The sequence below is a fragment of the Flavobacterium aquicola genome, assembly GCF_003385115.1.
In the GTDB taxonomy this organism is placed as follows: Bacteria; Bacteroidota; Bacteroidia; order Flavobacteriales; family Flavobacteriaceae; genus Flavobacterium; species Flavobacterium aquicola.
Genome location: NZ_QUNI01000004.1, coordinates 135,777 through 154,209, shown reverse-complemented (window position 1 = coordinate 154,209; position 18,433 = coordinate 135,777). Strand labels below are relative to the sequence as shown.

Annotated in this window: 18 protein-coding genes; 3 read left to right on the top strand and 15 right to left on the bottom strand. The window is 33.8% G+C overall.

The window, feature by feature from the left end; all coding sequences use genetic code 11:
* Nucleotides 1-83: 83 nt before the first annotated feature.
* Nucleotides 84-1,190 carry an NAD(P)-dependent alcohol dehydrogenase gene (locus tag C8P67_RS08245; RefSeq protein WP_115812263.1) on the top strand — a complete coding sequence of 369 codons (1,107 nt, stop codon included), beginning with the start codon at nucleotides 84-86 and terminating at the stop codon, nucleotides 1,188-1,190.
* A gap of 167 nt (nucleotides 1,191-1,357) precedes the next feature.
* Here the strand turns inward: C8P67_RS08245 and C8P67_RS08240 are convergent, their stop codons facing one another.
* From C8P67_RS08240 to C8P67_RS08185, 12 genes are all read right to left on the bottom strand, one after another.
* The gene (locus C8P67_RS08240) at nucleotides 1,358-1,762 is read right to left on the bottom strand and encodes a hypothetical protein (RefSeq protein WP_115812261.1); all 405 of its coding nucleotides are present in this window, start codon (nucleotides 1,760-1,762) and stop codon (nucleotides 1,358-1,360) included.
* A 107-nt stretch (nucleotides 1,763-1,869) separates the two neighbouring features.
* Nucleotides 1,870-2,616 (bottom strand): YqjF family protein, encoded by a 747-nt coding sequence (locus C8P67_RS08235; RefSeq protein WP_115812259.1) that lies wholly within the window; start codon nucleotides 2,614-2,616, stop codon nucleotides 1,870-1,872.
* Nucleotides 2,617-2,913: 297 nt separating this feature from the next.
* A complete protein-coding gene (gene ku, locus C8P67_RS08230; protein ID WP_115812257.1) occupies nucleotides 2,914-3,690 on the bottom strand; it encodes a non-homologous end joining protein Ku in 777 nt (258 codons plus the stop codon).
* Between the two features lie 23 nt (nucleotides 3,691-3,713).
* A complete protein-coding gene (locus C8P67_RS08225) occupies nucleotides 3,714-4,100 on the bottom strand; it encodes a YidH family protein (RefSeq protein WP_115812255.1) in 387 nt (128 codons plus the stop codon).
* 203 nt (nucleotides 4,101-4,303) lie between these two features.
* The gene (locus C8P67_RS08220; protein WP_115812253.1) at nucleotides 4,304-4,705 is read right to left on the bottom strand and encodes a hypothetical protein; all 402 of its coding nucleotides are present in this window, start codon (nucleotides 4,703-4,705) and stop codon (nucleotides 4,304-4,306) included.
* Between the two features lie 94 nt (nucleotides 4,706-4,799).
* Nucleotides 4,800-5,354 carry a YceI family protein gene (locus tag C8P67_RS08215; protein ID WP_245980401.1) on the bottom strand — a complete coding sequence of 185 codons (555 nt, stop codon included), beginning with the start codon at nucleotides 5,352-5,354 and terminating at the stop codon, nucleotides 4,800-4,802.
* Between the two features lie 5 nt (nucleotides 5,355-5,359).
* Nucleotides 5,360-5,740 (bottom strand): c-type cytochrome, encoded by a 381-nt coding sequence (locus C8P67_RS08210; protein ID WP_115812249.1) that lies wholly within the window; start codon nucleotides 5,738-5,740, stop codon nucleotides 5,360-5,362.
* Nucleotides 5,741-5,761: 21 nt separating this feature from the next.
* Complete coding sequence (locus C8P67_RS08205) at nucleotides 5,762-6,604, bottom strand: DUF5777 family beta-barrel protein (protein ID WP_115812247.1); 843 nt, start codon at nucleotides 6,602-6,604, stop codon at nucleotides 5,762-5,764.
* A 16-nt stretch (nucleotides 6,605-6,620) separates the two neighbouring features.
* Entirely contained in the window at nucleotides 6,621-7,016 is a 396-nt protein-coding gene (locus tag C8P67_RS08200; RefSeq protein ID WP_115812245.1) for an OB-fold protein, read from the bottom strand.
* Between the two features lie 129 nt (nucleotides 7,017-7,145).
* Nucleotides 7,146-9,653: a TonB-dependent receptor gene (locus tag C8P67_RS08195; RefSeq protein ID WP_245980400.1), complete on the bottom strand. Its 2,508-nt coding sequence runs from the start codon at nucleotides 9,651-9,653 to the stop codon at nucleotides 7,146-7,148.
* Nucleotides 9,654-9,680: 27 nt separating this feature from the next.
* A complete protein-coding gene (locus C8P67_RS08190) occupies nucleotides 9,681-10,580 on the bottom strand; it encodes a FecR family protein (RefSeq protein WP_115812241.1) in 900 nt (299 codons plus the stop codon).
* Nucleotides 10,581-10,624: 44 nt separating this feature from the next.
* A complete protein-coding gene (locus C8P67_RS08185) occupies nucleotides 10,625-11,146 on the bottom strand; it encodes an RNA polymerase sigma factor (protein WP_115812239.1) in 522 nt (173 codons plus the stop codon).
* 199 nt (nucleotides 11,147-11,345) lie between these two features.
* Between C8P67_RS08185 and C8P67_RS08180 the strand changes: the two genes are divergently transcribed.
* Nucleotides 11,346-12,368 carry a hypothetical protein gene (locus C8P67_RS08180; RefSeq protein WP_115812765.1) on the top strand — a complete coding sequence of 341 codons (1,023 nt, stop codon included), beginning with the start codon at nucleotides 11,346-11,348 and terminating at the stop codon, nucleotides 12,366-12,368.
* Between the two features lie 146 nt (nucleotides 12,369-12,514).
* Here C8P67_RS08180 and C8P67_RS08175 read toward each other — a convergent pair whose 3' ends face one another.
* The gene (locus C8P67_RS08175; protein ID WP_115812237.1) at nucleotides 12,515-13,822 is read right to left on the bottom strand and encodes an O-acetylhomoserine aminocarboxypropyltransferase/cysteine synthase family protein; all 1,308 of its coding nucleotides are present in this window, start codon (nucleotides 13,820-13,822) and stop codon (nucleotides 12,515-12,517) included.
* Between the two features lie 419 nt (nucleotides 13,823-14,241).
* The gene (locus C8P67_RS08170; protein ID WP_115812235.1) at nucleotides 14,242-15,123 is read right to left on the bottom strand and encodes a helix-turn-helix domain-containing protein; all 882 of its coding nucleotides are present in this window, start codon (nucleotides 15,121-15,123) and stop codon (nucleotides 14,242-14,244) included.
* Nucleotides 15,124-15,370: 247 nt separating this feature from the next.
* Here C8P67_RS08170 and C8P67_RS08165 point away from each other — a divergent pair, with 247 nt between their 5' ends.
* On the top strand, nucleotides 15,371-17,014 hold the full coding sequence (locus C8P67_RS08165) for an alpha-L-fucosidase (RefSeq protein ID WP_115812233.1): 1,644 nt from the start codon (nucleotides 15,371-15,373) through the stop codon (nucleotides 17,012-17,014).
* A gap of 620 nt (nucleotides 17,015-17,634) precedes the next feature.
* Here the strand turns inward: C8P67_RS08165 and C8P67_RS08155 are convergent.
* Nucleotides 17,635-18,432, bottom strand: coding sequence for an SDR family NAD(P)-dependent oxidoreductase (locus C8P67_RS08155; RefSeq protein WP_115812229.1), 798 nt, complete (start codon nucleotides 18,430-18,432; stop codon nucleotides 17,635-17,637).
* Between the last annotated feature and the right edge of the window lies 1 nt (nucleotide 18,433).

Genomic DNA, 18,433 nt, shown 5'->3' with positions numbered 1-18,433 from the left:
TAAAATACTCTGTAGCATTATGTGTTAATTTTAAAAAGCTAAAAATACTTATAAATTGCATTGTTCACTGATAAACATTCGCTATGAAAAATCCAATTATATATGATGAAACTAAAAAGTTTGTCGCCAAAGGGTATGGAGCTTCAGGTAATCTTATTGGAGGAAAAACACTTCATCCGGTCGAAGTTGAAAGATTCCAACCAAAAGCAGACGAAGTACTTATAGAGATAATGTACTGCGGTGTGTGTCATTCCGATCTGCATCAGGTAAATAATGATTGGAAAAATACTATTTATTCCTGTGTTCCAGGACATGAAATCATTGGGAAAGTAATCGAAATAGGCATGGAAGTTTCAGCATTTTATTTGGATGACATTGTGGGGGTGGGCTGTATGGTAGATTCTTGCCAGAACTGCAGATCGTGTATGAATGGTGAAGAGCAGTATTGTCTTGGACCGGTTGCTCAAACAATGACTTACAATGGTTATTTCAAGCCGGACGGTTCCAATTACAACACTTTTGGAGGATTTTCTACGCATATTGTTGTCAAAGATTCATTTGTATTACGAATTCCAAAAACATTAAAATACTCTAATGCAGCACCTATTTTATGTGCTGGAGTAACCACTTATTCTCCGTTAAAACATTGGGGAATCAAAGAAGGGGATTCTGTTGGAATAATAGGTATTGGAGGTCTGGGACATATGAGCGTTATGATTGCAAAAGCGATGGGGGCAAAGGTAACTGCTATTACAACCAAAGAAGAAAAACGCCAGGCAGCGCATGAACTTGGTGCCGATTTTATATTGATTTCTGAAGATGAAGAAGCTATGAAAGCATCGGAAACCACTTTTGATTTTTTGCTTTGTACCATTCCGTACAGTTTTGATATAGCTCCTTATGTAGATCTTCTGGCACCCAGAGGAAGAACTATTGTTACAGTTGGGTTGCTGGGACCTTATAAATCTGCAACAAACAATATGGAAGTTGCAAAATACGGACGCTCCATAGCCGGTTCCATAATTGGCGGCATAGCCGAAACTCAGGAAGTACTTGATTTTTGTGCAGAACATAATATATTACCTCATGTCGAAATAATAGATATTAAGGATATCAATAGAGCTTTTGAAAAGTTAAAAGATGAAGAAGTTCGGTTTCGATATGTAGTTGATATGAATTCGCTGAAATGACTTTTTCTACATTTAAAAAAAATAATGAACGTGTGACTTTTCGAGTATAAACTCAAAACAGGATTATCTATTCATGCCGGCAGGGAAGATGAAATTATAATCGTAAAGAAGAATTAATTTAAAAACCCGCTTAGGATTATCTTCCAAAACGGGTTTTTTATAAATGATTATAATTTTTTTAAATTTATAAGCGGATCATTTTCATCTATTTCATCGGGATTATTTATGTCGTCTTCAGCAGGATTATCGTCTGTGTAATCTTCTTCGTCCTGCAGTGCATTTTCATCATATTCATTATTATCTACAGCATTTAAAATATCACGATTTAAATTTTCTTCATCATTAGTTATAATATCTTCCTCTTCATCATTTGTAATAATTTCTTCCTCATTTATTTCGGGTTTGCCATTAGGATCGTCTATTTTTTGTATAGCACTATAGCCATATTTAAGAACATCGTCCCAATCTTTATATTCGTTTGTGTAAGGGCAATTATCTTCTATCAGGTTGCTGTTTGATAGTTTATTGAAATTAAAATGGCGCTTAATGTTGTTGTGATTTAAAGTTTCCATACTATTTAGTTTTAATTTTGATAGATTAAAATTTTGACAAGACTTTTACAAAAGGCAGGGCATTTTATAATTCACAATACCGATTTTGTTACTGAACCGTTTCAAATTTAGTCCATGATTTTTCTGCTCCATAACAGTACTTCGGTTTTTTTTGCAAAATGAATTTTATCTGGATTTATATTTAGAGATAAATTTTTAAAATCATAATCCAAATCCCAGATTGAAATATCTATTTCTTCAAAATCCCATTCTTTATGATGAATATCGTGCCTGTAAAGCGTATTATTCTGATAGGTAAATAAACAGTGTCTTTCAGTAAGCCAGCAGTCGAGCTCTGATTTTTTTTTCATTGATAAACCGTTTGGCTGAAATGACATGTCGAGGAAATATTCATTATCATCATTAATTGATAAAAAATTGGTGTCCTTTTTTGGCACATCCGATTTGGTGTAAGTTTTTATATCCGACTTAATATAGGGCAGACCAATAAAGGCTTTGGTTAGAAATACTTCTATCAATTTATCAGTTTCTATCGAAAGCAAATATGTGCCTCTGATGCCTTTATGGGTTACATATGTCCGGACATTTATTTCTTTATAATCAGAGATATAAGGGAATGTAGGAAGATAATGAACGCGCATTTTTTGCACCTCAAAAGCAACCAGCGAAACCCACGCTCTGCCCTCAAATTTATCAAGCTTGAGTTCCGGAGGCAGAAGTTCTTCAATTTTTTCTGCTGGAATACTCCAATGTAAAAATATCGAATCATGCCATTGCTGATAGTAATTCCAAGTTCTGTTTGGCAGCGGATAGGTTCTCCTTGCAGTATCGTTTATAATGTGTGCTGTATTCATAGTTATAATTTTCAGAATGGATTAGTTAGTTAATGAAACAGATCTTTCTATCACGAAAAAAATGATATGTTTTGCATTTCATATAATTGTTTCATAATCACAAAGCTAGACGCAAAGCGTATTTTGCTTTTATAATATTTTGGTATAATATTACATAATTTCAAGTATGTCATAATTTTATATGGTAAATAGCGGTATATTATAAAATAACCGCAAATTCACAGATTTACTTTTTAGTAAAATTTGCTAATCTGCGGTACAAATTATTATGTGTTTATGCGTAGACCTTTGAAACCGCTAAGAAGATTTTTTCTTTTTGGTTTCAAGGCTGGCTTTTAGCATACTCATAAGATCATCACTTTGTTTGTGTACGATTTTGAGTTTTGGAGGGGCTTGTTTTTTGCCTTTAGCCTTATCTTTAATGATCTGTAGAAGTTTATCAGTGTATTGATCTTTATAACTTGAAATATCAAATTTTTCAGTAAGCTGTTCAACCAGTTTATGCGCCATATCCATTTCTTTGACTTTTGTTTTGGATACAGTAGGCAGTTTCAATTCCGATGTGTCCCTAATTTCCTGCTGGAATCGGATTCGGTTTAAAACAATAACGTCTTTGTAAGGTTTTAGGATGGCCAATCCTTCTTTATTGCGTAAAACAAAACTAGTAACACCAACTTTTCCCGAAGCCTGTAAAGCATCCCTTAGCAGCGCATAGGCTTTCATAGCTCCTTTATCTGGTTCCAAATAATATGGCTGTTCATAGTAAAGACTGTCGATTTCTTTTTCAAGTGTAAAATTAAGGATGTCGATAGTCTTAGTTTTTTTGGCGTCAGCTGCTTCAAAATCTTTGTCATCCAGAATCACATATTTATCATCTATTTTGTATCCTTTTACGATATTGGCAAATGTCACTTCCTTGCCGGTCGTTTCATTTACTCTTTTAAACTTTATGTTCGAATGATCGCTTTTATCAAGCATATCCATATCCAGAGTACTTTCCTGTACTGCAGAGAATAGTTTCACGGGAATGTTTATTAACCCAAAACTAATAGAACCTGTCCATATTGATCTCATAATAATAATTTTTAGAGTATTAATTATTCATACGATGCCACAATCAAATAAGCTATTAGTGCAATACTCATAAAAAATAAAGTCATTGCAATAAATGTAAGCAGGCGGGTCGAATATTGAAATTTGCCCTGCTGCAGCAGTTTTACTGTCTGCATATACCGGAAGTAAGATAGGAGAATAGTCAATGCTCCCGCAATAAGAAGTCCAATACCGATGTAAATACTAAAATTACTGCCTGGTACTGTGGAGTCCGGCAGATATTTTGCGGGTAATTGTTTTATAAATAATGAGAATTTAACAGCTACGAAACCAAAAACCATTATTCCCATTCCAGTACGGATCCATGCTAATAATGTTCTTTCATTAGATTGGTATTCATTGATAAGATCCTGATCATTCTTGAGTTTCATTTCCTAAAATTTTACACTTTCAAAACTAAAGTGAATACTTTTTTTTCTATTATATAATTGAATTTTTCTATTATATAATTTTAAGCCATGATAGGAGAAATGACGTTTGGGCGTATGAAATTGCTAAACTGGAATCAAGTTTTGATTGTTTTAAGCTGGGCAAAAATTGCGAATAGGGATTTTTCTAATTGCCGATTTTTAATTTATGCTCTTATGTTTAAGTTGAAATGATTCTGAATTTTAACTGGTGTGGTTATTACTTCTTTTTTAAAGTTATCATACCATTGCAATTCTTTAGTTACTTCTGCACAGTGTTCGTTTTTAGAGTTGAAAAAAGAGCTTTTAACACTGATTTTGTCGTCTATTTTACAATATTTCATCTCGATGAAAAAAGATTCGGTAAACATTAGATTTTTATAACAGACAAATTCTTCCTGTCCTTCCTGTAAACCTAAATTTAAAGAATTTAGTTTCTCTCTCGTAAAGCCGTTATCAAATAAAAAACTATATAATAGTCTTATAGTGTACGAATTATAAGCGCTGCTTTCCATTATCATGACATCATTTACATCTTCCCCTGAAACAGTATAATTTTTAGAGATCATTTTAATTTAGTTAAAGGTTTATAAAAAAAGAAGCCGGCAAAAATAAACCGGCTTCATAATAAATTTCTAATCAATTCTTTAAATCGAGACGGGTTTATTTGGACAATGTAAAATTGTAAGCAATCTTTATTTTGTCTGCTATTTTTTTACTCACCACACTGGGAATTTCAATGTCAAAATCTTCGGGTTTTACTTCAAATGAGCCCACAGCATTGACACCGCTAGCGGTTTTAGAAACTTTTACAATTACGGATACTGCTTTTGTTTTTCCGTGAACGGTAAGGTCTCCTTTTAAAGTAAAATTTTTAGCAGTATTTGTAATTTCAGAAACATTAAAATCTTCTATTTTACCTTTGAATGTTGCTTTCGAAAACTTTTCGGATTCCATGTAATTTTCGTTGAAATGCTCTTCCATTAAAGCCACTTTAAACCTAAAACCTTTTATGAGAACCAAGGCGGCAAAATCGCCGGTCGACTGTTCCAAAACGGCAGAAACACTTTTATTTTCGGCAGCAACTTCTTCATACGAGGGCATAGATGCCTGAAATTTTATACTGCCTGTTTTAGTTATCAGCTTTTGTCCAAAACAATCTGTATGTACTGCAGTAATCAGCAGTAATACAAAGAAATTGATAAATGTTTTTTTCATTCTGATTATTTTTCTTTTAGTCCGTCTGTATTCCATTTTACAATTAAATCAATATTTGTCTGAGACATTCTTCCTCCTTGAGGCATAAGTCCCTGCTGTCCGTTCTGCAGCTGAATACGGTTTAATAAGCCTGCGGTTTCAATAGCCGCTTTAACCTCAGCATAGGTTGTTAAAGGTCTAAAAGAGGCGGCTCTTCCATTTGAGTGGCAGGGAACACAATTGGCATCAATAATTGATTTTATATTTTTGGTATAATTAACTGTAGTTACTGGAGGTGTTCCAGTTCCTGGATCAGTTGGCGGTTTTTCGATCTCTTGATAAGTATCAGAATCGCTGCAGCTGGCAAGTGCAGCCAGTAAAATAGTAAGTGCAATTGTTTTTTTCATAAAATTTGTTATTTATAGTTATTAGAATACTCTGTATAAGTTAAATCCAAAAAAGAAATCTCCTTTATTCCATTCACCTGATGCATTTGTGAGGTATCCGCTCTCGCTCATAGATTGTGAATTAGTAAATATCAGCTGAAAAACATGCCCGCCGGTTTCTACATCCAGACCTACCGATAAAGGGTTTTCATAAAATCCAGGGTTGTCAAAGTTGTGCATGTACTCTAAATTCACTGATAATCTTTTGGTAATTTTATAACGCCCGCCTCCTCCGAAAGAAAACTGGTTATCATTTTCTAATTCGGGATTGTAAAGGTTTTTATGTATAAATGACGGTACTAGTTCCAATGACAGTTTTTGACTAATTTTTCGGGATATCAAAAGCTGCTGTACATAGGTCATGCGGTGCTTAGATTCTAAACCGGGATATTGATCTTCTTCCAAAAAAGTATTAATATCCGCAACGCTGTAACCAACAATGTCTACAGGAAAATGAGCGTCTTGTCTCGCCATTCGATATTTTGCTCCGGTTTCATACATTTTGTTTAATGTGTGTCTCGAAAGGCTGACAGATAACCAATCTGTAACTCCGTAAATACCTCCAAGTTTAGTAGTAGCGTTGTCCAGACCAAAAAAACTGTCCAGACCATCTTTAACAGTACCAAAGCGATGTGAAACAACAAAATAGAATTCTTTTTTTGCCGGCATTTTTGTTGTTTGCAGGGTTACAAGCTGTAAGGCTTTGAAAGTTGCTGTAGAGTAGCTTTCTTCTACCTGAGAAGAATCAATACTTTTTAGTAAATCATCTTGCGAATGTGCTGCTACAGCAAAAAAAAGACAGAGCGGGATTAGGAATTTTTTCATAAATTGATTAATTGTTTTATTTAATAATGGTGCATTGGTCTAGTTTGATTTCCTGAAATAATTCGTCATACCCGATGCATTTGCCTTTCAGAACTGCATTTTTATTTAAAAGCTGTTTTTTTATTTTTTTGGTAAAAAGACAAAAAACAGATTTATCAAGTGTAATAACCGAATCAGCTTCCTTGGTTACCTGTCCTCTTAATTCAATTGTTTTATTGAGATACAATGAATTCGCTTTTTCTGGATCGGAGTTATAAACTTCAATTAATTGTGCTGCGGTTAAGCTTACATCCGGGGTTTCAGTCTCTATGTTCCGGGCTTCTTTAAAAAGAAAGCCGTAATAAAAATAAATGCCTCCGGAAACAGCTATAAGCAGCACTGCAATTGCGATTGCTGTTTTTTTTTGTTTCATTTTATTCTTTGATTTGATTCAATTGTAAAACAGCTTTGATGCAGATTACCCTACCAAAGAATTGTTGTTTTTTGAAAAAAAATAAAATAAGAAGAGCAGGACTTTGTTATCTATCTTGCATTGAAAGAGTTATAGCGAGATTCTAAAACTCATGTTTGGAGTTCTCTGCAGTGCAAAAGTTTCAACTTCTTCGATAGAATTTGTTAACGAACTGATTCGGTAGTATTCGCTAATTTCATTTTTTCGGTTTAAGATGTTCAAAATAGACAGCCCAACTTTGTACTGAATCCCATTTGCGGTTTCCCATTTGTAGGTCGAGGAAAGATTAACCTGCGAAAAAATATGCAGATTAGTATTGTTAGGCCTGTTGTAGACTATTACAGGATCCGAAAGATCAATTTTTGAAATGTCTGGAGAAGTTTTTGGCCTGCCTGAAGACCATTTTGTCCCCAAGGCAATTTTGAAATTATTTTTTTCATACGTTACCGCCCATGAAAGAGTGTGAGTTAACTCAAAATTATTAGGGAAACTGCTGAATTCGTAATTCACAAAATGATAATTATTGTTGTTAAAGGTATAACTCAGCCAAGTAAGAAAATGATTCAGCTTTTTTTGAATTAATATTTCAGTTCCTAAAATTTCATAATCACCAGTAGTCCGGATAAATTCTAACTGGTTCTGAAAGCCCTGGCTGGCAGTGGTTATTCCGTTAACTTTTTTATAAAAATTTTCTATGTCTAGAAGCCAGTCATTTTTTTTATAAAATAGGCTAAAAGATATCTGCTTGCTTTTCTGGATAGGGATTGTTGTGTTATTGGAAACAATCCAGCGTCTTTTTTCAATTCCGAAATAATCTTTCTGCAGATCAATAATCTGCTGAGAGTTTTGGCTTTTCAGCTCTCCCAGTATTTCTAAATTTAGATTTTTATTGATACCGTAACTAAATTGTATTCGGGGTTCAACAATGTATTTTTTAAATTTTTCGATGTAATTAATTCTTGTCCCAGCCTTAAAATATATTCTGGCAATTGTATCTCTGTATTTTCCTTCTGCAATCAGGGCGTGGGTTCGCAGAACGTCTTTCACTTTGCGATAGAAATCCGGATTAGTTACCTGCTCTAAATTTGTAATACCCATTTCATTAAATTGGTATCCATCACTTAAACTGAATTTCGAGCTGATAATATGCTGATTTTCTAAATTAACTCCATTATTGTTAACTGTGTTTTCCTGAATAACGATTTGATTTCCGACGCTGTTGTTTTGATTACCCAAAAGTGCGTAGGCGGAATTATAAATATTAATTTTTGTGGTGTTAAAACTGTTCCAGTTTCTTTTCCACGACAGATTACCGCCATAATTTTGCTGACGCAGTGTATTGTTTTCAGATTTATATATATTATTTGCCGTTGCACTCTGAAAAACTTTCAGCTTGTCTTGAATCGTTATTAAATCGAGTATAATTTGGTCTTTATTGCCTATTTTTTGAGCATATTTGAAAGTAGCATCATAGAAGCCGAATTTTTTATCGCTCTGATAATCTACATTTTGATTCTTCGCAAAATCAGTGATTGTTGTATTTTGAAAGACTTTATCGAAATATTCTTTATATGTTAATGTTTCTGCGAAATCAGTAATGGATTTACGTGCCGAAATTTCGATAAAACTCTTTTTGGAAAGGTTATACTTCCCATAAACATCAGCATTAATCATATTTATTCCAGCACTGAAACTATTTTTTTCCAGCGTTTCGGGTGTTGAAGAAATAGCTACGACACTCGACACGCTTTCTCCAAAAAATGCTGAACTTCCGTTTTTATAAATAGAAATAGTATGTGCCAGATTAGGATTAAAAACAGATATTAATCCGAAAAAATGCCCCGTTTGATACATTCGGATTCCATTCCACAAAAATAGATTCTGATCATGTGTACCGCCGCGCACGTTGATGCTTGAAACACTTTCATCGATACTGTTCACGCCGGGAATCTGCTGCATGGCCTGCAAAGCATCGGGTTCTATAAGTCCAGGTAAAATACCAAACTTTTTAGGCTTAATTTCAAACGCGCCGTCAGTGTTTTTTGAAATACCCGAGGCAAGAATTGAATTAGCTTTTATTTCTTTTAATTCTGTGATTTCGGGTTCTAATACAATTTGAAGACAGCTTTTCGAATCTTGGTTGTCAGCCGAAATTTTTTTGGCTGTAAATCCGATATGGCTGATTAAAAGTGTGTTTGTGTTCTCTTTTTTGAATTCAAAATATCCTTTAGAATCCGTTGTTATCTGGATTTTGCTGTTTAAAATTATATTGGCATCTTCAATAGGTTTTCGATCTGCAGCAGAATATATGTAACCGCATAATATTTGGGCCTCAGTTTTATTTTTATAAATATTAATAAATTTGTTTCCAATATTTTCAAAAGACAAATTTGTTTTTTTTGCCAGATAATGCAGTTTTTGATCTAAAGAAAGTGTTTTTTTTGGAGGAGTTAATTGAAGCCCTGCAATATCACCCTCCAGATAATTAAAACTCACCTGATGCAGCTTTTCAATATCATTTATAACTTTATTAATAGGCACAGTTTTTTCTTCGTCCTGAGCATAAAGACCAAGGACAAAGAAAAATAGGATAAACAAAAAATGAAATTGTTTGGGCAGCAACATTTATTGTTCGTCAATAATTATTTTGTTTTTTGAGACTTTTTGAACCTTCAAATGATAGGTTACAGCAATAATATGCAAAGCTGTATCCAAATTTTTAGCGGGCAGTTTTCCTGTAAATAATGAAGTGGTATCCTTTGTGTTTAATTGAATGTCTATATTGTATTGTCTTTCCACTTCTTCTAAAAGAGTTGTAATGTTGTCCTTGTAAAAACAAATTTGATTGTCAATCCATTCCGGTTTCAATGAGGATATTTTCAGGTTAAGCTGTTTTCCGTTTTCAAAACTAACGCCTTGTCCATGTGTTAAAAGGATTTCAGTATTTGCATAATTTACTTTGACACGTCCTTCATAACAAACTACATCAAACCTGTTTTTTCTGGTTTTAACGTTAAATTGAGTTCCTAAAACTGATACTTTCCCTAATCTGGTCTGTACTTCAAAACGTCTTCCTTTTGATACTCTAAAATATGCTTCTCCTTTGAGTTCAAGATGACGGTGATTATCCCAGTTCCATTTTTTATACTGTATTTCTGAACCAGAATTTAGCACCACTTCAGAATTATCAGGTAATGAGAAAGTTGTTTTTTTTCCAAAATCAGCAGTTTCTGTCTGTTGCCCCAGAGTTTTAAATGCAAATGTAATTCCAAGTGCAAGTACAAAAACAGCGGCAGCTCTAAAAACCCATTTTTTATACAAAGGAATTACCTTTGGAACCTCTTTTTTCTGTTTAAGAATATTGGAGAGCATACTGTTTTCATCCAGATCATCAACAATCAGATGATTAGTATAGTTTTTTATTTTTTGATATTTTTCGAAATCAGGACTCGCTTCAAATGCTGCTAATTCATCTTTAGATAAATCATCGTTAAGCCATTTAGCCAATAAGTGATTTTTTTCCATTGTGCTGGTATTATGTAATTAAAACAGTTAGAACTAAATTTACCCTACTTTAATAGATCAATTTCTTTGCGTAAGCTTACTAAAGCCAAGTGAATACGTTTTTCAACAGCTTTTACGCTTATATTTAAATCTGTGGCAATTTCGCTGTATTTCTTTCCGTCAATCCGATTCATTAAGAAGGCCGTTCGCTGCTTTTCGTTTAAGTTTCCAATGGCTTTCAGAAGTTTGTCCTGAAATTGTTTTTCTTCCAATAAATATTCAGGATTCTGGTTTGTTCTATCCAAACCGCTGAAATCTTTTTCATATTTCAAAACTACTTTCTGATGTGCAATTTCATTGAGACTGCTGTTATTTGCAATCGTATAAACATATGATTTTGCTTTTTCCAGTGGTACAGCAGAACAGTTTTGCCAAAGTTTTACAAAAGCTTCCTGCGCCACATCTTCTGCTTTCTCTAAATTACCAAATTTGTAAAAAAGAAAATTGCGAAGTGCTTTTATATGACTTTTGAAAAAAGACGAAAAAATGATTTCGTCACAAGTATTTGATTCGGGGTTATTTGGCATTTAGTTTTAACAGTTTGTAAAATACAAAAGTATTTGTTTTTATTTAAGTAGGGTAAAAGCAAAGCCGATTGTTTTATAAAAGAATAAAATGTTATTGGCTTTTGATAATTTAGTATTGAAAGGTAGAAAGAAATTCCTGCTGCTGAATTTATTGAAAACCAGTTTCTTTAAAATTTACTACCTTTGTAAAAATATAAATATGCTGTCTTTGAAAAAATATTTTTCTATACTTATCTTTCTGTTTTTATTCTCTTGTCAAAATGAAATCGATGAGCAGACTACTAATACACAGGACACAGTAACGAACGTTTCTCCATTAACAACGTATCTGCAGAGAGTTGCTATGGTTCCTACTGTGCAGGACAATGTAATTGATGATTCTAGTTACTGCACGATTAAGTTTCCATATACGGTTACTGTCAATAATGAACAGATTGCACTTAATTCTTCAGCCGATTATCAAAAAGTATTGGATAATATAAATGCCAGTGGCGCAGATGATGATATTGTAAAAATAGATTTTCCGGTAACAATGGTGTATTATAATTACATCGAAAAATTTATTCCCAATCAAGCTGATTTTAATGACTTGATTGATTATTGGAATCTTTATCCTGATCTTTTGGCAAAAATCAACGGACTAAATATTAAATATCCTATAACTATAAATATTTATAACAGTTCCAATCAGATAGGAAGTTCTGTTTCAATAGTAAGTGATCAGTCATTTTTTAGTTTTATAAAAAACATGAATGACAACCAATATATTTCCCTGCAGTATCCAATTTCGATAAAAGATTATAATAATCAGACAAAATCAATTACAAGTAATCTTGATTTCGAAAATGCTATTAAATATGCAATAGCTAACTGTCCGGAAAATAATATTGCTTCATATAATTTTGCGCAGACACTCTCAATGGGTTCTTGGATAATACCGTATTTCTTTGCAGATTCCGATAAAACTTCATCTTACAGCGGTTATTCATTTGTATTTAAAAGTGATAAATCAGTTGTTGCTTCAAAAGAAAGTGTTTCGGAAACAGGTCAATGGGAAATTACTTCTGTGTATGGAGTACAGCAGTTAGAAATAAATTTCAGTTCAGGATCACTTGGAGAACTGAATGCTGTTAACTGGGAATTATTAGAGTTTAATAATTCAAAAATACGCTTGAGAAAGACGGGGAGTGGTGGTACAAGCTACCTTTATCTAGAAAAATAATAATGTCATTTTTATAAAAAATAGTACAGAATCAGCTTTTAAATACAGCTTAAATTTTTAGTTCCTGCATATGATATTTATATAGAAAGCCTGCAGTTATATTCTGCAGGCTTTTTTTTGTTACTGATATTTCGTTAAAATTCAGATTATTTTATTTTATCAAAAGCCTGCTGTAAATCTGCTTTGATATCATCAACATGCTCAATTCCGACAGATAAACGCAAAAGCCCTACGAATACACCAGCTGCTATTTGTTCTTCTGCACTTAACTGCTGATGTGTTGTTGCTGCCGGGTGGATGATCAGCGATTTTGTATCACCCACATTTGCAAGATGGCTGATTAATTCTAAGCTGTCAATAAAGGCATCTGCTTTTGTTACATCGCCCTTTATTTGAAAGGAAAGAACTGCACCATAGCCTTTTTTAAAATATTTTTGTGCATTCGAATAACTTGGCGAACTTTCGAGACCAGGATAATTTACTTTCTCAACCTGAGGATGCCCTTCCAGCCATTTGGCAATTTCTAATGCATTGTCAACATGGCGCTGAACACGAAGAGATAATGTTTCTAAACCCTGAATAAGCTGGAATGAGTTAAATGGCGAGATAGCTGGACCAAAATCACGTAGACCTTCAACGCGGGCGCGGATCGCAAATTGTATATTGCCAAACGGGCTGTCTACACCAAATGCATCAGCGAAAACGAGTCCATGATAGCCTTCAGAAGGTTCAGAAAATTGTTTGAATTTGCCATTGCCCCAATTATAAGTCCCTCCGTCAACGATTACACCGCCTATACTTGTTCCGTGACCGCCTATCCATTTTGTTGCAGATTCTACAACTATTGCGGCACCGTGTTCCAAGGGTCTAAATAAATAACCGCCCGCTCCAAATGTATTGTCGACAATCAGAGGCAGATCATGTTTTTTTGCAACAGCCGCAATTTTATCAAAGTCTGGAATATCATAACTTGGATTCCCGATTGTTTCTAAGTATAATGCTTTGGTATTTTCATTGATAAGTGATTCAAAAGCTTCGGCTGTTGTTTCTTTTGTGAATTGAACTGTAACACCAATTCTTTTGAAAGCTACTTTAAATTGATTGTAAGTACCGCCGTATATATTGCTGCTGGATACGAAGTTATCTCCAGCTTCTAAAATATTATTTAACGCAATAAACTGTGCTGCCTGACCAGAAGCAGTTGCCAGTGCTGCAATACCTCCCTCTAACGCAGCCACACGTTTTTCAAAAACATCTGTAGTTGGATTTTGAAGACGGGTGTAGATATTTCCAAATTGTTTCAGGGCGAATAAATTAGCTCCATGCTGTGCATTTTCGAACACATAAGAGCTTGTTTGATAAATAGGAACTGCACGGGAGCCTGTAGTTGGATCTGCGATTTGCCCTGCATGTACCTGCAGTGTTTCGAATTTTAAGTTTTTTGTTGTTGACATTGTTTATAATTAAATTGTTAAAAAATTTACAATAGAATAAGAAATGACGATTATACAAGCAGTATTACTTGTGATTTAAATTTCATCGGACAGGAATTTGTATCTTTTCGAACACATTTCTGCTGTTAATATGTTCGCTCTCTAGTCAGTTCTTACATTTAATCAAAAACTAATTGAAAGTTTCTGACTACATAGTTCGATTGTAACTGCTATGTAAATATATGCCATGAAATTTATAAAGCAAAATGTTTTTGGATTGTTTGTTTGGCCTAGGAGTAAAAAAATGCTATATCTTTCTCTTTTGCGATGATTGATCAGAGCTTTTGGACTGGAAAATTTAGTTTAGTTTTTAAATGAATCATTTTTTTTGATTATTAGACTGCTCGCGGTGATCGTAGATAACCCTTTTTTTGATGAAATTACATAGACATAGTATTGTTCTTATGCCGGTACTCACCAGGAGTAAGGTTCACTATTTTTTTAAAGATTTTCGAAAAATGAGGTAAGTTTGAAAAGCCCGTGTCTAAAGCTATTTCCAGAAACGTTTTGTCAGTGGCAGCAATAAGGTATTGTGCTCTTTCGATTTTTTTTTCGTGTATATAGGTTAAAGGTCTTTGACCTGTATGAGCCAGAAATTGTTTAGAAAAATAATCATGATTCTGATTGGCTCTCTGGGCTAATTGTGATACTGTAATATTTTTGTTCAAGTGAATCTGTATATAACTCATTGCATCCAATATCTTTGAAGATGTAATTTGCGGTTTGTCTGAACTAAAATCCTTAGCATTTAGAAATCTGGAAATTAACTGTAAAAGAATCCCTTGATTTTCAAATTTTAGATGAGCTTTTATTCCATTATTTAACGAGCGGTATTCTTTATAAAAAGCTTCTTTTTCGTATACTTTAGGATCGTTTGATCTGTTAATGCCTCGTCCCGGATTGTTTTGCAGCATTCTTTTGATAAGCAGTACATCAAGGTCTGTTGCTGTTAATCGAATTATTTTTCTATTATTATTGAATAGAGAAATTCCGTCTGGAAATTCTTCAAAAAACTGAATGAAATATTGGCTTAAATACAATTCACAGCTTAGATTGCACATCGTGAAGCTGGGAACTATATAGATATTGCCTGGTTCTAAAGCCCATCGAGCCGAATTGTCTGAAATAAAACCATTTCCTTCATCTATATAATAAATTCGATAGTAAGGGCTAATTACATTACTATAATTCCACTTATGATTGAGTTTTACATGATCGATATGTAATAATGAAAAAGAATATTTAAAAGTAGTGCTGGGCATAATGAGATTGTTGTGAAATACCGCTTTTGAATAATAAAAACTCGTTTTTGAATAAAAAAAAAGATATAAGCTAAGTTATATTTGTTGCTGATTGTTCTGAAATTAATAACAAAAAAAAACTAATGATCAATTTATATATTAAAAGATGAAATAATAGTAAAACAGTAAGCTTATCTTTTAAAATAAACAAATTAAAGAATATCGATAATAATCGGAAATATATAAATTATTTACATAATCACAAATTATGAACAGACGAAATGCTTTAAAATTAGGCACAGCCGCCTTGGCAGGACTTTACCTATCGCCTTTATTAGGACAAATCAAGGTTCTTAATGCTCCTGCCTTCAAAGGACCTTTCGAACCAACTTGGGATTCGCTTGAAAAGTATCAGGTTCCTGATTGGTTTCGTGATGCTAAATTTGGAATGTGGGCGCATTGGGGGCCTCAGTGCGAACCCGAAGCAGGTGACTGGTACGCGAGAGGAATGTATCAGGAGGGTTCCTGGCAATATAAATATCATATTGAAAAATATGGCCATCCTTCAAAATTTGGTTTTAAAGATGTTATCAATACATGGAAAGCAGACAGTTGGAATCCAGAAGACTTAGTTAATTTATATAAAGATTCGGGAGCAAGATATTTTATGGCAATGGCCAATCACCATGATAATCTGGATCTTTATGACAGCAAATATCAGCCGAATTGGAATTCGACCAAAATGGGGCCGAAAAAAGATATTATAGCAGGATGGGAGAGAGCTGCCCGCAAAGCAGGTCTTCCTTTTGCGGTTAGTGTTCACGCGGCACATGCCTGGAGCTGGTTTGAAACTTCACAGCGTTCAGATAAAAAAGGAGCGCTTGCCGGAGTTCCCTATGATGGAAAACTAACGAAAGCGGATGGAAAAGGAACGTGGTGGGAAGGATTAGATCCTGAGGAGTTATATGCACAAAATCATCCATTAAGTAAAAATAGTTTGGATGATGGCACGATACACAGCCAGTGGAACTGGGGAAATGGAGTTGCAAAGCCATCAGAAGCTTATGTGGAAAATTTTCACGACCGAACCATTGATCTGATTGATAAATACAATCCGGATATGATTTATTTTGACGATACTGCATTACCGTTATGGCCTGTTAGTGATGCGGGTTTGCGTATAGCAGCACATATGTACAATAAAAGCTTTCAGAAAAATAAAACTGTTCAGACAGTAATTACGGGTAAAATACTGGACGAACAGCAAAAGAAAGCTATTGTTTGGGATATCGAAAAGGGGCAGGGAAATGATATTGAACCATTGCCTTGGCAGACAGATACCTGTTTAGGAAACTGGCATTATGACCGTGGAGTTTACGAAAGAAAAGAGTATAAGTCGGCTAAAACAGTGATTCATACCCTGATAGATGCAGTAAGTAAAAATGGTAATTTAATGCTTAATATTCCAGTGAGAGGGGATGGAAGCATAGACGAATTAGAACGTCAGGTTGTGAAAGAAATAGGTGTCTGGATGAAACTTAACAGCATAAGTATTTACGGTACGCGTCCTTGGAAAATATTTGGAGAAGGTCCTCAGCTGGGAAGTGCAGGAGCTTTAAAAGCTCAGGGTTTTAACGAAGGAAAAGGAAAACCTTTTACATCCAAGGACATTCGTTTTGTGCAAAAAGATAAAATACTGTATGCTTTTGTAATGGGCTGGCCCGAAAAAGGGACTGCAGTTATTAAAAACTTAGGAGAATCTAATTCGTATCATAGAGAGAAAATAACAGAGATCAAATTAGTCAGCACAGGCCAGAAATTGAAATTCAAGCAGAATTCAGATGTGCTTGAAGTGTACTTCCCTAGTCAAAAACCAGAAGCTTCTTATGCTAATGCTTTGGAGATAATTTAATATGAAATAGCCTTTTGTAAAGGAATCTCATGCGCTATAGGACAAATTGTAAAGATTAAAATCCATGCTGTTTTTTTCTAAGAAGCCTACTGACTTATTATTTAAAGCAATCCGTCCCATGACGCCATGGGTTTAATGGGACGGACTTTTAAAAGTGGATTTACAACAAAGAACTGAAGTAATTAATTAAGCAATCCAAAAAGATTTGATTTCTGACTTGATTATTTAATTTAAACTTTCTTCTCTAAATATTTTGGGCGTAATTCCAACTTCTTTTTTAAATAAACGGGAAAATAAGTTGGGTTTTCGAATCCCAGCGAAACAGAAATTTCAGTAATATTCATTTTTTCCTCTTTCAATAAATTTTTTGCTTATGAAATCAAATAGAGATGAATAAGTTCCAATACAGTTTTTTCGGTTTCCTGCTTAAGCAAATAGGTTAGATAGTGTTGGTAAACATTCAGATTTTTAGTCATGTAACTGACTTTTTTTTATACTATTTTTTTTAAATATTGATATAAATCTCACTTTATTCTTGTTCTTTATTATGATACAAAAGTGGGTAATAATGAAACGTTTTTTACTGAACTTAAAATAAATCCTTTGAGATTTATTGCTTACTAGTGCTTCTCAACTCCTTTTAAAACAACACTTTCAAAAGCATTGTATAAAAACTGCTGAAGAGCGAGAATCATTGATGTGCCTTTTCCAATGGGATAATTGAATTTTGGATTTCTTGAATTAATAACTTTAATGATGGTATCAGCCACCGCAGTCGGCAGTGGTGCTTTTTGAAGTTCATTGTTATAGAAGGATTGAAGCTTTTGTCTAAAAATATCATACTCTTTAATATTTCCATGAGTGGCAACAGCATTATTAATAAAATTTGTTTTGTGAAACATAGGTTCAATTACACTGATTTTGATGTTAAACTGATGGGTTTCAAAACGCAGTGATTTAAAATAGCCTTCTAATGCATGTTTTGAAGCCGAATAATAACTTAAATTTGGATGACCAATCAATCCTAAAAAAGAACCAACAGTGATAATTTTGCCTTCTTTTTGGTTTCTCATTTTTGGAAGCAGTGCATTGGTAAGTTTAACAGTCCCCCAGAAATTAGTTTCAAACTGCTGTAATCCTATTTTAATTGGGGTTTCCTCAGCAATTCCCATAACAAAAAAGCCTGCATTATTAACCAGAACATCCAGTTTATCGATATGGGTGTAAAGCTCTTTTGTAAAGGAAGATATAGAATTGTCATCTGAAATATCAAGACTAAGCAGTTTAAAAGGAATTTTGTTTTTGTATTTTTCCGGCTCACGGCTGGTTCCAATAACATTAAAACCCTTTTCATGAAGCTTTGTGGCCAAAAGGAGCCCAAAACCAGTTGAAGCTCCTGTAATTACTATATTTTTCATT

Excerpts from the sequence above, each read along its gene's own strand:
- C8P67_RS08245 (WP_115812263.1), top strand. The coding sequence starts at position 84 with ATGAAAAATCCAATTATATATGATGAAACTAAAAAGTTTGTCGCCAAA.
- C8P67_RS08240 (WP_115812261.1), bottom strand. The coding sequence starts at position 1,762 with ATGGAAACTTTAAATCACAACAACATTAAGCGCCATTTTAATTTCAAT.
- C8P67_RS08235 (WP_115812259.1), bottom strand. The coding sequence starts at position 2,616 with ATGAATACAGCACACATTATAAACGATACTGCAAGGAGAACCTATCCG.
- ku (WP_115812257.1), bottom strand. The coding sequence starts at position 3,690 with ATGAGATCAATATGGACAGGTTCTATTAGTTTTGGGTTAATAAACATT.
- C8P67_RS08225 (WP_115812255.1), bottom strand. The coding sequence starts at position 4,100 with ATGAAACTCAAGAATGATCAGGATCTTATCAATGAATACCAATCTAAT.
- C8P67_RS08220 (WP_115812253.1), bottom strand. The coding sequence starts at position 4,705 with ATGATCTCTAAAAATTATACTGTTTCAGGGGAAGATGTAAATGATGTC.
- C8P67_RS08215 (WP_245980401.1), bottom strand. The coding sequence starts at position 5,354 with ATGAAAAAAACATTTATCAATTTCTTTGTATTACTGCTGATTACTGCA.
- C8P67_RS08210 (WP_115812249.1), bottom strand. The coding sequence starts at position 5,740 with ATGAAAAAAACAATTGCACTTACTATTTTACTGGCTGCACTTGCCAGC.
- C8P67_RS08205 (WP_115812247.1), bottom strand. The coding sequence starts at position 6,604 with ATGAAAAAATTCCTAATCCCGCTCTGTCTTTTTTTTGCTGTAGCAGCA.
- C8P67_RS08200 (WP_115812245.1), bottom strand. The coding sequence starts at position 7,016 with ATGAAACAAAAAAAAACAGCAATCGCAATTGCAGTGCTGCTTATAGCT.
- C8P67_RS08190 (WP_115812241.1), bottom strand. The coding sequence starts at position 10,580 with ATGGAAAAAAATCACTTATTGGCTAAATGGCTTAACGATGATTTATCT.
- C8P67_RS08185 (WP_115812239.1), bottom strand. The coding sequence starts at position 11,146 with ATGCCAAATAACCCCGAATCAAATACTTGTGACGAAATCATTTTTTCG.
- C8P67_RS08180 (WP_115812765.1), top strand. The coding sequence starts at position 11,346 with ATGCTGTCTTTGAAAAAATATTTTTCTATACTTATCTTTCTGTTTTTA.
- C8P67_RS08175 (WP_115812237.1), bottom strand. The coding sequence starts at position 13,822 with ATGTCAACAACAAAAAACTTAAAATTCGAAACACTGCAGGTACATGCA.
- C8P67_RS08170 (WP_115812235.1), bottom strand. The coding sequence starts at position 15,123 with ATGCCCAGCACTACTTTTAAATATTCTTTTTCATTATTACATATCGAT.
- C8P67_RS08165 (WP_115812233.1), top strand. The coding sequence starts at position 15,371 with ATGAACAGACGAAATGCTTTAAAATTAGGCACAGCCGCCTTGGCAGGA.
- C8P67_RS08155 (WP_115812229.1), bottom strand. The coding sequence starts at position 18,432 with ATGAAAAATATAGTAATTACAGGAGCTTCAACTGGTTTTGGGCTCCTT.